Raw genomic sequence first — 14,569 nt, 5'->3', positions numbered from 1 at the left:
GAGGGGGAATGAATGATGGTTAATCTATATCTATAGTTGTAATGTTGTTATGCTGGTAAGCGATGCTTTAAATCTATGGAGGACAATATGAAAGTTCCGAGGAAAAACATTCTTTCGTCAGGTCTAAAAGGTTCTGTTCTGCTTTTAACTTTTCTGGCGATGGTAGTTTTGTCTAACACTACATTTGCGCAGGAATCGTCACAGACGAGATTAGAAGCTGCCGAACGGTATGCAAAAGTCTTTAATTTGCCGAAAATGATGAATGAAACGGTGGCGCAGATTGCATTGCAAGTTCCTCAAAACAGGCGAGATGAATTCATCCAATTTATGTCACAAGCGTTAGACATGGAGATGCTTGAGAACCTGATAACCACCTCAATGGTTCAGCATTTCACAACCAATGAATTGAATGCCCTTGCCGATTTTTACGGATCACCGGAAGGAATTTCAATAGTCGAAAAAATGCCAGCCTACATGGCTAGTACAATGCCAAGAATACAGGCAGAAGTTCTTAAAACCGCAGAAAAATTTTGATAATTGGATTCACTTCGATGTGGAAAAGGCCGGGATTCCTGTTTTCACAAACCCAATGATAACCGTTACGAGATCGCTTTCTCGCAGGTGTTGATTGGTGTTCCAAATGATTTGTCTGGGGCCTGAACACCTGTGAGGAACTCAACGTCATAATGGCCACACCCACAACAACATCGGCACCCCAACCGCCACAACGATGATCTCGATCGGCAGGCCGAGTTTCCAGTAGTCGCCAAAGCGGAAGCCGCCGGGGCCGAGGATGAGCGTGTTGTTCTGGTGACCGATGGGGGTCAGGAAGGCGCAGGATGCTCCAATCGCAACCGCCATCAGAAATGGGTCGGAGCTCGCACCGAGCTGGGCGGCACTGCCAATGGCAATTGGGCACATGACAGCCGCGGTAGCGGCATTGTTCATGAAATCTGATAGCGTCATGGTGACGACAAGGATCAGGCCGACGGCGATCACCGCGTTGCCTTGCGCGACCGATTCCAGCAGGAAGCGCGCGATCAGATCGGCACTGCCGGTACTTTCCATCGCATTGGCAACCGGTATCAGGGCGGCGAGAAGCACCACGACGGGCCAGTCGACCGCGTCATAAAGCGTGCGCGGTGACACTACCCCGAACAGCAGGGCGGCAAGGACGCCGAGCGCAAAGGATATGGCGGCCGGCAGGATGCCAAGGGCCGCGAGCAGAATGGCAATCCCCATAATGGCGCTGGCCCGGAATGCCTGGGACTTGTCGGCAAGATGCAGGGAACGTTCGGCAAGCGGGGCGCAGCCCATCCGGCTGCCAAACTCGCCAATGGCGGCAGGCGAACCTTGCATCAAAAGCACGTCGCCTGCCTGCATCTTCATGGTGCGCAACCGGGTCATGGATCGCTGTCCCTGACGAGACAGGGCAAGCAGGTTGATGCCAAAGCGGCTTCGGATACGAATATCGGCAGCAGACCGTCCGATGAAGGCGGCACTGGGCAAAACGACAACTTCGATCAGGGACACATCATCAGATTGCAGGGCCTTTTTATGCTCTGCTTCCTCATCTGATGCGTCGTTCTTGCGATCTGTTTTTGCGGTGCTTTTGCTGTCGGCTTTTGCGTCGTCGGGAAGATCAACTTTCTTCTCGGCATTATTGGCCTTCTGGGCTTTGGTGGTTTCCTTTTTAGATTCTTTCTTTGCTTCCTTCTGGGCTTCTTTTTGAGCCTCCTTCTGAGCTTCGAGGGCCTCTTGAGTCTTGCGTTCGGCCTCAGCACTTCGCCATTCGGCCTCAAGGGTCAGGTCAAGGGCCGAAAGGACAGAGGCCAGACTTTCAGGTTCGGCTTCGATCAGAAGAATGTCGTTCTGGTGAAGTTCGCGATAGGGGCTTGGGGCCGGAATTCGCCGTTCATGGCGGATCAGGCCGATGACCTGTGCGTCGGATTTTTCGAGCTCGTTATTAAGATCGCGCAGCAACATGCCAACAGATTTGCTGCCCTCGGTGATGCGGGCCTCGGTCAGATAGGAGCCGGTTTCAAATCCCTCGGCCCCGGCGCGTTCGCGGGTTGGTACCAGAAACCGCCCGAAAAGAATGACAAAGGCCAAACCCGATACTGCGATGGCAAGGCCGACGGGACTGTAATCAAACATCGAAAAGCCGTCGCCATTCAGTTTCGCGCGAAACCCTGAAACGATCAGGTTGGGGGGCGTCCCGATCAGGGTCGTCATGCCGCCAAGGATCGAACCAAAGGCAAGCGGCATCAGGATTTTACCCGGTGGCAGTCCCTGTTTGTTGGCGATCTGAAGGGCAACCGGCATCAAAAGTGCCAGCGCCCCGACATTGTTCATGAAAGCCGACAGAAGGGCCGCCAGCAAGCTGAGTGCGGCAAGCGTAATGAAGGGTCCCGCCGATTGCGGAAGAATGGTCCGGGTCAGGGTATCGACCGCGCCCGATTGTTGCAGGGCCGATGACAGGATCAGGATGCAGGCAACCGTGATCACGGCGGGATGGCCAAAGCCGACAAAGGCGGCGTCAGTCGGGACAAGTCCCAGCACCACACAGACCAGAAGGGACGCCATCGCAACCATGTCATGACGCCAGCGTCCCCACAGAAACAGGACGACTGTACCGACAAGAACCGTCAGGATCATGATTTGCGGGCTATCCATGTCTGCCGGTCCTGTTTTGTGACGGGTTTTCTGTTCCAAAGCCTAGGGGGAGGCAGCCTGATCGGTCAAGTGAAGTCGGGCGGGGTCGGGGTTGAAAAAGAGTCCGATCAACAGAATTTCACGTTGTTGCAGGCTCCTGCCACATTTGTCAGGATGATGTGTTAGCATCGCCCTGTTTTCATTTGCCAATTTTCCAGAGTGATCATGCCAGTTGACAGTATTTCCATGCCCGATGCCTCGGTCGCGATTTCGATAAAGCAGGCGCGCAACCTTGCGCTTTGCGGGCAGGGATTTGATCAGAATGACAGCAAGCCTGTGACCAAACGCCGGATCATGAAGGCGATCCGCCAGACCAATATGTTACAGGTCGATAGCGTCAATGTGCTTACCCGCGCCCATTACATGCCGATCTTTAGCCGGTTGGGTGTCTATGACCCGGCAATGCTTGATGACATTGTCTGGGGCAAATCGCGCGACCGGAAATTGTTCGAATATTGGGGCCATGAAGCATCGATGATCCCGGTTGAGGATTATCCGCTCTATCGCTGGCGGATGGAGGATGCCGAGCAGGGCAAGGGCACCTGGGGGCGGATTGCCCGAATTCAGCGCGAGAAACCTGAACTGATCACCGGCATTCTTGACCATATCGAACGCCATGGCCCGGTGGGGTCGAGCGACCTTGAAGAAAAAGGGGCGAGCAGTTCGGAATGGTGGGGATGGTCGGACACCAAGATCGCCATGGAATATCTGTTCTGGAGCGGGCAGGTGATGGCGCAAAAGCGCCGGTCAAGTTTCGAGCGGATTTACGATTTGCCACACCGGATCATCGGGGATGCGGCCCATGATCCGGCACCGGACCGGTTGGAGGCGCAATCAGACCTGATCTGCAAGGGGATTGCGGCGATGGGTATCGCAACCGAAGCCGATTTGCGCAAATATTTCCGCCTGCCGACAGCTGATGTGAAGGACTGTCTGGTCAAACTGCTCGAGGAGGGACGGTTGCTGCGCGCGGATGTCGAAGGCTGGAAACAGGCAGGATATCTGTGCCCGAACGTCAATCCGCGTGCGCGGGCAAAGCCGACCTGTCTGATGGTGCCATTTGATCCGGTGATGTGGGAACGCGACCGGGTCGAGCGGATATTCGGGTTTAACTACCGGATCGAGATATATGTTCCGGCCGAAAAACGCCAGTATGGCTATTATGTCCTGCCATTTATGTTAAACGGCGAATTTGTTGCGCGTGTCGATTTGAAGTCCGAGCGCAAAAAGAACGTGCTTCTGGTGCAAGGCGCGCATCTTGAAGACGGGCTTGCCCAGGGTGATGTTGCAGGCCCGTTAATGGAACATTTGCAGCGTCTTGCAACGTTCCTTGGCCTTGAAAATGGTGTTGAGGTCGTGGGGAATAATGCGTTTTCGCGCTATCTGGCGAGTGTGCCTGTTTCCTGAAAGGGTAAACGGGGCGCAGGTCCCACATCTGCGCCCCGTTTTACCACTGTTCCGACTTTGACCATAAAAAGCTTCAGGACATTATGGTCAACAGTTGCACCTGGCCTTACCAGCAGGTGTAACCCCCATCAGCCAGAACAATGGATCCGGTCATCAGGCTGGAAGCATCGGATGCCAGGAACAGCACAACCGATCCGATTTCTTCGGTCAGGCCAAGGCGGGCCATCGGGGTGCCATTGATCCAGGCGTCGTACATTTCCGGCTTGGATTTCACGAATTCATTGAGCGGGGTCGCAATATAGGTTGGCGCAACCGCATTGACGCGCACACCACGCCCGCCCCATTCAGCAGCCAGCGATTTGGTCAGGTGATGAACCGCTGCCTTGGAGGCATTGTAATAGGCCTGCTCCTGCGGCTTGTTGACGATGAAGCCCGACATCGAGCCGACATTGACGATGACGCCGTTTTTCTTGGCCAGCATCTGTTTGCCAAACTCGCGGCAGCACCAGAACGTCCCGTTCAGATTGACGTCGATGACATTGAGCCAATGTTCATCGGTGACGGTTTCCGCCGGGGTTTCCGAACGCGCAATACCGGCATTGTTGACCAAGATATCGATGCCGCCTTGCTTGGCCATTTTTTCAGCACTGGCACGGACCTGATCGGTATTGGTGACATCCATGATGTCGATATCGGCGGTGTAACCCTTGGATTTGAGGTAATCACGGCCTTCTTCGGCAACAGCTTCGCTGATATCGCCGATGACAACATGGGCACCGGCCTCGGCCAGTGCTTCGCAGCAGGACAGGCCGATGGCGCGACCGCCACCGGTGACATAGGCGCGACGCCCGGAAAGATCGAACTTTTTAAGATACATTTTGGACTCACAGTTAGCTTGATTGGTAAGGCGGGATCGCAAGCCGCTAAGGGCTTTGCGATCCGGTTTGTTCACGTATCAGGATGCGCCAAGCGCCAGACCATGGGCGTCAAAGCAGTGGATGCGATCCTGTTCAGGTGTCAGGAAGATCTTGTCATGTTCACCAAGCGGCATTTCGCCGGTGGCACGGACCGTCATCGGACCAAGGCCATCGGCTTCGACATGGAGATATGTCTCGGCTCCGAGATGTTCGGCGATTTTGACTGTTGCAGCGATGACGCCACTTTCAGTGCTGACCGCGAGATGTTCGGGACGAATGCCGATTTCATGACAATTGTGTTTTGCTGCAAGCTCCCCGCCCAGGAAGTTCATTTTTGGCGAGCCGATGAAACCGGCGACAAATTTATTGGCGGGGTTGTTATAGAGTTCCATCGGCTTGCCGACCTGTTCGACACGGCCAGCCTGAAGAACCACAATCTTGTCGGCCATGGTCATGGCTTCGACCTGATCGTGGGTCACATAGATCATGGTGGTTTTGAGTTCCTGATGCAGCCCGGTGATTTCAAGACGCATATTGACGCGAAGGGCGGCATCAAGGTTTGAAAGCGGTTCGTCAAACAGGAAGGCCGCCGGGTTGCGCACGATGGCGCGACCGATGGCAACACGTTGACGCTGACCACCGGAAAGGGCGCCGGGACGCCGTTCGAGATAGTCGGTCAGGTTGAGGATCTTGGCCGCAGACTGGACTTTCTGGTCTATGACATCCTTGCTTTCGCCCGCCATTTTCAGACCAAAAGCAATATTGTTATAGACCGTCATATGCGGATAGAGCGCATAGGACTGAAAGACCATCGACAGGCCGCGTTTGGCCGGTGCCTCGTTGGCAACGTCGGTTCCGTCGATCAGGATTTTGCCATCAGTGACATCTTCGAGACCGGCAATCAGACGCAGCAGGGTTGATTTCCCGCAGCCTGACGGACCGACAAAAACAACGAATTCACCATCATTGATATCAAGATCAACACCGGGAATAACATCCAGCGTTCCGAAGCTTTTCTTGACTTTTTCCAGTCGGATAGCACCCATTTTGGTGTTCCTTCTTTCTCTATTTTCACGGGCTTGCGGTTACTTGACCGCGCCGAATGTCAGACCACGTACCAGCTGTTTCTGCGAGAACCAGCCGATGACCAGAATTGGGGCAACCGCCAAGGTTGATGCGGCTGAAAGCTTGGCCCAGAACAGCCCTTCGGGGCTGGAATAGGATGCGATGAAAGCCGTCAGCGGGGCGGCATCAGACGTTGTGAGATTGAGCGTCCAGAACGCTTCATTCCAGGCCAGGATGATGTTGAGCAGCATGGTCGAAGCAATGCCGGGAACAGCCATGGGCAACAGCACAAAGATGATTTCCTTGGGCAGGGTTGCGCCATCCATCCGCGCGGCTTCCAGAATGTCGGTCGGGATTTCCTTGAAATAGGTGTAGAGCATCCAGACCATGATCGGCAGGTTGATCAGGAACAGCACCATGATCAGACCAAAGCGCGTATCAAGCAGGCCCCAGTCGCGGAAGACCAGATAGATTGGCACAAGCACGCCAACCGGTGGCATCATCTTGGTCGACAGCATCCACAGAAGCGCGTCCTTGGTCCGCTTGGTCGGGTTAAAGGCCATTGCCCATGCGCAGGTCACGGCAAAGACCAGACCAACCAGTGTCGACCCGACAGACAGGATGATCGAGTTCAGGGCGAACTTGAAATAGTTCGAGCGTTCCTGAACCTCGGCGTAGTTTTCCAGCGTCCAGTCAAAGGAAATGAAGCTGGGCGGGATCGAAACCGCTTCGAGTTCGGATTTGAAGCTGGTCAGGACCATCCAGAAGATCGGGAAGAAGATCAGAAGCCCGACGATCCAGGCAAATACCGAAAAGCTGATATAGCCAAGGGGAGATTGTTTATGTTCCATGTCGCGCCCCTTACTTGTCCAGGTTTTTGCCGATAAGGCGGATCAGGAAGATCGCCACGATATTGGCCAGAATGACCGCGACAATGCCGCCAGCCGAAGCGCCACCAACATCAAACTGCAACAGCGCCTGCGTGTAGACGAGGAAGGCGATGTTGGTCGTTGCCAGACCCGGGCCACCCCCGGTGGTCACAAAGATTTCGGCAAAGACGGTCAGCAGGAAGATGGTTTCGATCAGGATTACAACCGTGATCGCGCGGCTGAGATGGGGCAGGGTAATATAGAAAAATATCGCGACCGGACCGGCACCATCCATCTGGGCGGCTTCTTTCTGGTCACGATCAAGCGATTGCAGCGCTGTGAGCAAAATCAGAACCGCAAAAGGCAACCATTGCCATGACACCATGATGATGATCGAGGTCAGCGGTGCATTGGTGAACCAGTCAATCGCGGGCAGGCCAAGCAAACTGGCGATCCAGGCAAACATCCCCGAAACCGGGTCCATCAAAAGGTTTTTCCAGACCAGTGCATTCACGGTCGGCATAATAAAGAACGGTGCGATCACCAGCAGACGCAGAATACCGCGTCCGAAGATCGGCTGATCAAGCATCAGGCCAAGCAGGATGCCGCCAACCACGGTGATGACAAGAACAGAGCCCACCAGCAAAAGGGTGTTTGCAAGCGATGCAAAGAAAGCCGGATCTGTCAGGAAAAATTCGTAATTAAGTGTACCGATCCATTCTTCCATTCCCGGCGACAAAAGATTGTAGCGCAGGAAGGAGAAGTAAATCGTCATGCCCAGCGGGACGGCCATCCACAAAAACAGGACAATGATCGACGGCGCGGACATGATACGCCCGGTAAGGGTCGAGGCCCGTGTCGACATGATGTGCTCCCCGAGATTGATGTTGCTGATCCTATTCCAGATGGAAAGAGGGCGGTGCGTTTTGCAACCACCGCCCCAAGTTCATCAGGTCAAGGAGGCGCAGGCCAGAAATCATTTCAGATGTGCGATGAAATGAAATCCGGCCTGAGGTGCATCAGTAGTAACCAGCCTTACGCATGGTGCGGTCGGTACCGGACTGTGCAGCGGCAAGAGCCTGTTCGACAGTCATCTGACCGGCAAGAGCAGCAGAGAATTGCTGACCGACCGTGGTGCCGATGCCCTGGAATTCCGGGATCGCAGCGAACTGGACACCAACATAGGGCTTCGGTTTCATGGTCGAGTTGATCGGGTCTGCACTGTCGATGGCAAGAAGGGTCTCGTCAGCAAACGGTGCGGCTTCGAGATATTTCGGGTTCTGATACAGCGACATACGGGTGCCCGGCGGTACGTTCGCCCAGCCTTCTTTCGACGCTACCAGTTCCAGATAGTTTTTCGAGGTCGCCCAAGCGATGAATTTCTGGGCGGCTTCGACTTTCTGGGACCCCATCGGAATGCCAAGGTTCCAGGCCCAGAGCCAGTTGGCGCCGGTGCAGGTTGCCGCACACGGAGCTTCGGTGAAGCCGACCTTGTCGGCCACTTTGGACTCTTTGGGGTTGGTTACGAAGGATGCAGCAACCGTTGCATCAATCCACATGCCGCATTTGCCCGAGTTGAACAGCGACAGGTTTTCGTTAAAGCCGTTCGAGGTCGCGCCCGGAGGACCATAGTTACCAAGGATATTGGTATACATGTCCAGGGCCGCCTTCCACTCGGCGCTATCGAAGGTCGGGTTCCAGTTTTCATCAAACAGGCGCGCGCCATAGGCATTGCCCATGGTGGTGATCAGCGCCATGTTTTCACCCCAGCCAGCCTTGCCACGCAGGCAGATGCCATAGACACCCTCGTCGGGCTTGTGGAGTTTTTTGGCGATCTCAAGGGTCTGATCCCAGGTCAGGCGACCATTGATGGTGATGCCGGCCGCGTCAAACAGATCCTTGCGATACATCATCATCGAGCTTTCACCGTAGAACGGTGCAGCATAGAGTGCGTCATCCTTGGATACTGCGGAACGGATGGCGGGCATGATGTCATCAACATCATAGTCCGGGCCAAGTTGATCGAGCGGTGCCAGCCAGCCTTTTTCAGCCCAGATCGGCACTTCATAGGTGCCAATCGTCATGACGTCATACTGACCGCCCTTGGTGGCGATATCAGTGGTGACGCGCTGACGCAGGGTGTTTTCTTCCAGCGTGACCCATTCAAGCGAGATGTCCGGGTTTTTGGAGGTGAAATCATCCGTCAGCTTCTGCATGCGGATCATGTCACCGTTATTGACGGTTGCGATGGTCAGTTTCGTTTCGGCATTGGCGTGTGCGATACCGCCAGCCAACAGCGCACATAGCGCTGCTCCCATTACGCGTTTCATATTTCCTCCCAAAAGGACTGTCTACCCGTTGGGCAACTTGGGTTGCCCGTCTTGATCATTTGTTCAGGTAATGAGCATTCACTCAATTTTACCTCATCTTGTCAAACGAAATCGTTTTTGCGGCGCACAAAACAAAACCCTGCCAGAAGATCTGGCAGGGTGGTTTTATGCTGGATTGTTGCAGACTTGCGCAGGCGTGCTAGCGCAGCAAAGATTCAGCTGTTGCCTCGTCGGTGATCAGGGTCGAAATCAGCTTTCCGCGCATGGCACCCCGAATCGCTGCGACCTTTTTGGCCCCTTTGGCAACGGCGATGGTGTTGGTTGCCGGCTGGCAGGCGGGCGCGCTGGTCACACAATTATTCACCGGATGGTCAAGGATATTGCCGTCCTGATCAAAGGACCAGCTGATGACTTCGCCAATCGCACCGCTGTCGCGCAGGGAGGTCAGTTCATCCTTTGAAATAAACCCGTCAATATGAAGCGGCGCGTCATCGCCCAGATGCCCGACACCCATAAAGCGGATATCGGCTTCGCGTGCGAGCTTGAGGATATTGTCCATCGGCGGCTGCTTTTGCATGCGTTCGCGCATTTTCGGATCTTCGATGATGACCGGGATCGGCAGCGGATAGTGCGGCGCGCGGGTGCGGTCGGCAAGATCGGTGACCGCATCATAGAAACTTGCCGCCCCGTCATGGGCGATGGTGCCGACCAGCGAGACGATCTTGTGATGGCTTCCGTCAATCCGGCCGATTTCATCGACCATGGCGCGCATGGCCCGTCCGGTGCCAAGGGCGATGATTTTGGGATCGGTCGATTGCAAGGTGCGTTCAAGATAGTTTGCCGCGGCCTGTGCCATGCCAAACATTGCCTCGGGCGCAGAGGGATCGGTTGGCACGACATCGCAATTGGCAAGTCCGTATTTCTCGCAGATGGCCCGGCCCAGTTCCATGCAACGGGTGATCGGATGATCAAGACGAACCTTCACAAGGCCCTCGCTGACAGCAGCCGAGACCAGTCGTTGCGCGGTCGGGCGCGAAACACCAAGCTTGTGGGCGATTTCGTCCTGCGTATTGCCGGCGCAATAATAAAGCCAGCCAGCGCGGGCTGCTTCATCCAGACGGGCCGCTTCCTTGCGGGTTCGTTTTACCATCCGAGTCCCCCGATATGTCTTTTTGCGCGTCACCCGTCCCGGATATGGCCGGTGTGTGACGGATTATTTTTCCCTGAAGTCTTATACTTTTCCCTAGCGCCTTTTGGAAACTCTTACCAGCATCCATATGTCTATAAACGACAAAACCCGCCTTGTGACGGGCGGGTTTTGAAGATGAAACTGTTGGTCTGCCTTATTTCCTGGGCAGGAATTCTGCGACCAGTTTTTCGGCAATCTGAACCGCGTTCAGGGCCGCGCCCTTGCGCAGGTTATCGCCAACACACCACAGCGACAGGCCGTTTGCGACCGTCGGGTCCTTGCGCACGCGCGAGACAAAGACATTGTCTTCGCCCTGGACTTCCTGCGGGGTGACATAGCCTTCGTCCTGGCGGTAATCGACAACCGAAACGCCCGGGAAGTCTTTCATTGCCTTGCGGGCTTCTTCGACGGTGATCGGTTTTTCAAACTCGATATTGACCGCTTCGCCATGACCGACAAAGACCGGGACGCGAACGCAGGTCGCATGAACGGCGATTTCCGGATCAAGGATTTTGCGGGTTTCGACCGACATTTTCCATTCTTCGCGGGTCGCGCCATCATCCATGAAATTGTCGATATGCGGGATGACGTTAAAGGCGATCTGTTTGGTGAATTCTTCCTTTTTGGGAAGGTCATTCACATAGATGCCTTTGGTCTGGTTAAACAGCTCGTCCATGGCGGCACGACCGGCACCCGACACGGACTGATAGGTCGCAACAACGATGCGTTTGATCGTGGCGATGTCATGAAGCGGTTTAAGGGCCAGAACCATCTGAATGGTCGAGCAGTTCGGATTGGCGATGATGTTCTTTTTGGCGTATCCGGCCAGTGCATCGCCATTGACCTCGGGCACGACCAGCGGAACACCCGGTTCCATGCGCCAATAGCTTGAATTGTCGATGACAACGCAGCCTGCTTCGGCCGCCTTGGGGGCCAGTTTCCTGGCGGTTTCACCACCGGCCGAGAACAGGGCGATATCGACGCGCGAGAAATCAAAGGTTGCGGCATCAAGAACACTGATCTCGTCATCTTCGCCATAGCCGACGGTGCGCCCGATGGATTTCGACGATGCCAGTGCAAAGACTTCATCGGCCGGGAACTTACGTTCGGCAAGGGTGTTGAGCATTTCGCGCCCGACATTTCCGGTCGCGCCGACAACGGCAATCTTGTAGCCCATCAGGTGCCTCTTTTCAGTCTTGTGGGCATGGTGGCCAGACCCGGACCGACGTGGAAAATCCGCGTTATGGTTCGGACGGCGCAGGACACATGCCTGTGGATAATTTCGGATAATCTGCGGCGAGATGTAAGGCTTTCAAAGCAATTGCGCAAGCGTATCCTTGATATGGCTGATGCGATTACTACTTGAGATCGCAAAAAAATCTGGCAAAATCGTCAGTGGGGTTCATGTGTCGAACCCGAAATCAGAATCGTTTTGCATCCTGCTTGGTTGATTCCTGTTTTCGGCTTGGTCCGCATCGCGTAGCCGCAGCCACCATCTAAGACCTTCCGAACGGCAAGATAGAACGATCCTGAACAGGGTTCGATACAGATATGCAGCGTGACTGCATATGGGGCGATCAATATTCCGACTTTTGCAAAAAGGACGGCCTGATGACGTACCCGATGAGTTTGGATTGGACACAAAAAAAGGTTCTCGATTTCTTTCGGGAACATGTAACGCGCGGAACACTGGTTTTTCGCGTCGATGACAAGCATGAAGTCGTTTTGGGGGATGGCGCGCCGCCAAGGGCCGGGATGACCGTACCCGACTGGGCCAATACCCTTAAAATGGCGCTAAGTCCCGATCCGGGATTTGGCGAGGCCTATATGCATGGCGGCTTTGATGTCGTCAGCGGTGAAATGGAAGACCTGATCCGGGTGTTGCGCCTGAATTTTGAAGGCGGGCATTCCTCAAGCGGTTTTGGCACCTTCATTGAAAAATTGCAGGCGCTTAAATTCCAGATCGCACAATTCACCACTGTCAAGGCAGCCTCCAAGCGGGTGCGCCACCATTATGATATCGGTAATGATCTTTACACCCGGTTCCTTGATCCGGAGATGCAATATTCATGTGCCTTCTGGGATGATGGTGCGCAGACGCTTGAAGAAGCCCAGCACCGCAAAATGAGCCTGACCACCCAGCGCCTGAAAATCAACGAACCGGATTTGCGGATTGTCGATATCGGGTGTGGTTGGGGTGGACTTAGCCGGTTCATCCATCGTGAAACCGGGGCCGAAGTCCACGGGATCACATTATCGACCGAGCAATATAACTGGGCGCAGGAAAAGCGCGCAGAGCTGGGCGACAATGCCAAGGCCGGGCTTGATTATCATCTGCTGGATTATCGGGTGTTTGCCGATGCCAATGCCGGTAAATATGATCGCGTGGTTTCGGTCGGCATGTTCGAACATGTCGGGCGCCATCAGTTCAAAACCTATTTCGAAAAGGTTGGTGAACTGCTTAAGGTTGGTGGGCGGGCGGTCATTCACACCATCATCAAGCCGCGCGCAGAATTCACATCGCCCTGGATTGATAAATATATCTTTCCAGGTGGCTATATCCCGGCAGTGCATGAAGTGATCGAGGCGGCTGAACACGCCAAGCTGATGGTTGAAGCATCGCATTTCCACCCCGGCCGCAATTATGCCCGGACCCTTGTCGAATGGCGGGAACGCTTCCGGGCGGTGCGTGACGAACTGGACCCGACCAAATATGATGAGGAATTCCGGCGGATGTGGGAGTTCTATCTGGCGGGTTGCATAAATGCCTTTGACGATTCCGAGGGCGGTGGCGGCATGCGGGTCGGCCAGTTTGTCTTTACCAAGCCGGGCTTTGAATATGCCTGATGTCACAGGGCGGGAAACGAAGGTTTCCCGCCCTGGCGGTTTTAACAGCCAAATCAAGATCCAATATACATCGCGTGGTCGACCGGCACGACAGATGTAAAAAACGACTAACCGGTCATTTTGTCGGGAGGAAACGACATGCTTAAAGTGATGGACCGGGACGATCGTAAACAGCGTGCCCGTGACGTATCTGTGATCACGGGTGCTCCGCATATCGGTCAGGTCGAGGACTATATACGCGCATTGAGCACAATCGAACTTTCAAGCTGTGAACGCGATATGCTGCGCGCCCATGCAAAGGCGCCGGGGCGGGAAATAACCGGACTTGAACTGGCCGAAACCGTCGGGCATTTCGGATGCCGGATGGGGCTTAAGAAATATGGTCGTCTGGCAGCCAAGATATCGACAGCTGCCGGATTGCCGATCTGCCAAACCGATGTCAGTGATTATCTTGCCGCGATCTTTACCCTTGCAGATGGCAAGCAATCGGATGGTGAGGACTGGAACTGGGTGATGCATGAGCAGGTGGCATGTGCCATGGAAAATCTTGGTCTGGTCTAGGTTTTCAGAACAGAACGTAGCCGGTTACAAAAAATATCGAAAAAAACGTGTGGTCGTGTAACGCGGTCCATCCGCGTTTCGTCCTTGTGGGCAGAAGGGAGATGATCCCGTATTCCACAAGGAGATTTGCCGTGAGCCGCTTTTCATTCCCCGAAGCTAGCCCGTCCCTGTTCAAACCGATGCTTGCCCTTGCGACAGCGCTTGGTGACAACGCCAAAATCCCGGCCGTGTTGCGTGATCTGATCGAGTGTCGTGTGTCGCAGATCAATCAATGTTCCTATTGCCTGCGCATGCATTCAAAAAGCTTCGCCGAACATGGCGGAGATTCCGTGAAACTGGCCCTTTTGCCGGTCTGGCGTGCAGCAGAGGGATTTGACAATGCCGAACGGGCGGCGCTGGACTGGGCGGAATGCCTGACCAGGGTTGAAAGTCAGGAACGCATCGCGCAAAGCCATCGTCAGCTTGTCGAACATTTTGAAGCGGATGCAATTTCCGAGCTGACCTGCATCATTTCGACCATGAATGCCTGGAACCGTCTGGGAATTGCCCAGCACGAATTTGCATGATGCGGGGGCCTTTGCGCAAGGAGGTGGATGATGATATCGCCTCTTTGCAAGATCATCGCCCATCGGGCAGGATGAACAGCACCACGAAACCTTTTTGCGCGGC

The 14,569-nt window shown here is 54.6% G+C and carries 13 protein-coding genes; 5 read left to right on the top strand and 8 right to left on the bottom strand.

The window, feature by feature from the left end; all coding sequences use genetic code 11:
* Positions 1–87 precede the first annotated feature (87 nt).
* The gene (locus tag ACTU44_RS21055; protein ID WP_462096292.1) at positions 88–534 is read left to right on the top strand and encodes a DUF2059 domain-containing protein; all 447 of its coding nucleotides are present in this window, start codon (positions 88–90) and stop codon (positions 532–534) included.
* 147 nt (positions 535–681) lie between these two features.
* Here ACTU44_RS21055 and ACTU44_RS21050 read toward each other — a convergent pair whose 3' ends face one another.
* Entirely contained in the window at positions 682–2,676 is a 1,995-nt protein-coding gene (locus tag ACTU44_RS21050) for an SLC13 family permease (protein WP_462096291.1), read from the bottom strand.
* A 204-nt stretch (positions 2,677–2,880) separates the two neighbouring features.
* On the opposite strand from ACTU44_RS21050, the gene ACTU44_RS21045 reads away from it, so the two are divergent.
* Positions 2,881–4,122: a winged helix-turn-helix domain-containing protein gene (locus tag ACTU44_RS21045; protein ID WP_462096290.1), complete on the top strand. Its 1,242-nt coding sequence runs from the start codon at positions 2,881–2,883 to the stop codon at positions 4,120–4,122.
* A gap of 106 nt (positions 4,123–4,228) precedes the next feature.
* On the opposite strand, the gene ACTU44_RS21040 is transcribed toward ACTU44_RS21045, so the two are convergent.
* The 7 genes from ACTU44_RS21040 to ACTU44_RS21010 all read right to left on the bottom strand — a co-directional run bounded on the left by ACTU44_RS21040 (position 4,229) and on the right by ACTU44_RS21010 (position 11,669).
* Positions 4,229–4,999, bottom strand: a complete 771-nt coding sequence (locus tag ACTU44_RS21040) for an SDR family NAD(P)-dependent oxidoreductase (protein WP_068519864.1) — start codon at positions 4,997–4,999, stop codon at positions 4,229–4,231.
* Between the two features lie 78 nt (positions 5,000–5,077).
* On the bottom strand, positions 5,078–6,085 hold the full coding sequence (locus ACTU44_RS21035; protein ID WP_462096289.1) for an ABC transporter ATP-binding protein: 1,008 nt from the start codon (positions 6,083–6,085) through the stop codon (positions 5,078–5,080).
* Between the two features lie 39 nt (positions 6,086–6,124).
* The gene (locus tag ACTU44_RS21030; protein ID WP_114097057.1) at positions 6,125–6,955 is read right to left on the bottom strand and encodes a carbohydrate ABC transporter permease; all 831 of its coding nucleotides are present in this window, start codon (positions 6,953–6,955) and stop codon (positions 6,125–6,127) included.
* 10 nt (positions 6,956–6,965) lie between these two features.
* A complete protein-coding gene (locus tag ACTU44_RS21025) occupies positions 6,966–7,838 on the bottom strand; it encodes a carbohydrate ABC transporter permease (RefSeq protein ID WP_114097058.1) in 873 nt (290 codons plus the stop codon).
* A 154-nt stretch (positions 7,839–7,992) separates the two neighbouring features.
* Positions 7,993–9,303 (bottom strand): ABC transporter substrate-binding protein, encoded by a 1,311-nt coding sequence (locus ACTU44_RS21020; RefSeq protein WP_114097059.1) that lies wholly within the window; start codon positions 9,301–9,303, stop codon positions 7,993–7,995.
* Positions 9,304–9,502: 199 nt separating this feature from the next.
* Entirely contained in the window at positions 9,503–10,453 is a 951-nt protein-coding gene (locus ACTU44_RS21015) for a sugar-binding transcriptional regulator (RefSeq protein ID WP_114097060.1), read from the bottom strand.
* 193 nt (positions 10,454–10,646) lie between these two features.
* Positions 10,647–11,669 carry an aspartate-semialdehyde dehydrogenase gene (locus ACTU44_RS21010; protein ID WP_462096288.1) on the bottom strand — a complete coding sequence of 341 codons (1,023 nt, stop codon included), beginning with the start codon at positions 11,667–11,669 and terminating at the stop codon, positions 10,647–10,649.
* A gap of 446 nt (positions 11,670–12,115) precedes the next feature.
* Here ACTU44_RS21010 and ACTU44_RS21005 point away from each other — a divergent pair, with 446 nt between their 5' ends.
* From ACTU44_RS21005 to ACTU44_RS20995, 3 genes are all read left to right on the top strand, one after another.
* Positions 12,116–13,339 carry a class I SAM-dependent methyltransferase gene (locus ACTU44_RS21005; protein ID WP_462096287.1) on the top strand — a complete coding sequence of 408 codons (1,224 nt, stop codon included), beginning with the start codon at positions 12,116–12,118 and terminating at the stop codon, positions 13,337–13,339.
* Positions 13,340–13,477: 138 nt separating this feature from the next.
* On the top strand, positions 13,478–13,900 hold the full coding sequence (locus ACTU44_RS21000) for a hypothetical protein (RefSeq protein ID WP_462096286.1): 423 nt from the start codon (positions 13,478–13,480) through the stop codon (positions 13,898–13,900).
* Between the two features lie 131 nt (positions 13,901–14,031).
* Positions 14,032–14,466: a carboxymuconolactone decarboxylase family protein gene (locus ACTU44_RS20995; protein ID WP_114097063.1), complete on the top strand. Its 435-nt coding sequence runs from the start codon at positions 14,032–14,034 to the stop codon at positions 14,464–14,466.
* Positions 14,467–14,569 lie beyond the last annotated feature (103 nt).

This window comes from Thalassospira sp. SM2505, from assembly GCF_054901115.1.
The sequence above is the reverse complement of the archived record's forward strand: the minus strand, read 5'-3'. Positions and strand labels throughout refer to the sequence as shown.

Coding starts and splice junctions, on each gene's coding strand:
- ACTU44_RS21010 (WP_462096288.1), bottom strand. CDS start 11,669: ATGGGCTACAAGATTGCCGTTGTCGGCGCGACCGGAAATGTCGGGCGC.
- ACTU44_RS21030 (WP_114097057.1), bottom strand. CDS start 6,955: ATGGAACATAAACAATCTCCCCTTGGCTATATCAGCTTTTCGGTATTT.
- ACTU44_RS21000 (WP_462096286.1), top strand. CDS start 13,478: ATGCTTAAAGTGATGGACCGGGACGATCGTAAACAGCGTGCCCGTGAC.
- ACTU44_RS21040 (WP_068519864.1), bottom strand. CDS start 4,999: ATGTATCTTAAAAAGTTCGATCTTTCCGGGCGTCGCGCCTATGTCACC.
- ACTU44_RS21050 (WP_462096291.1), bottom strand. CDS start 2,676: ATGGATAGCCCGCAAATCATGATCCTGACGGTTCTTGTCGGTACAGTC.
- ACTU44_RS21055 (WP_462096292.1), top strand. CDS start 88: ATGAAAGTTCCGAGGAAAAACATTCTTTCGTCAGGTCTAAAAGGTTCT.
- ACTU44_RS21025 (WP_114097058.1), bottom strand. CDS start 7,838: ATGTCGACACGGGCCTCGACCCTTACCGGGCGTATCATGTCCGCGCCG.
- ACTU44_RS21020 (WP_114097059.1), bottom strand. CDS start 9,303: ATGAAACGCGTAATGGGAGCAGCGCTATGTGCGCTGTTGGCTGGCGGT.
- ACTU44_RS21045 (WP_462096290.1), top strand. CDS start 2,881: ATGCCAGTTGACAGTATTTCCATGCCCGATGCCTCGGTCGCGATTTCG.
- ACTU44_RS21015 (WP_114097060.1), bottom strand. CDS start 10,453: ATGGTAAAACGAACCCGCAAGGAAGCGGCCCGTCTGGATGAAGCAGCC.
- ACTU44_RS21005 (WP_462096287.1), top strand. CDS start 12,116: ATGAGTTTGGATTGGACACAAAAAAAGGTTCTCGATTTCTTTCGGGAA.
- ACTU44_RS21035 (WP_462096289.1), bottom strand. CDS start 6,085: ATGGGTGCTATCCGACTGGAAAAAGTCAAGAAAAGCTTCGGAACGCTG.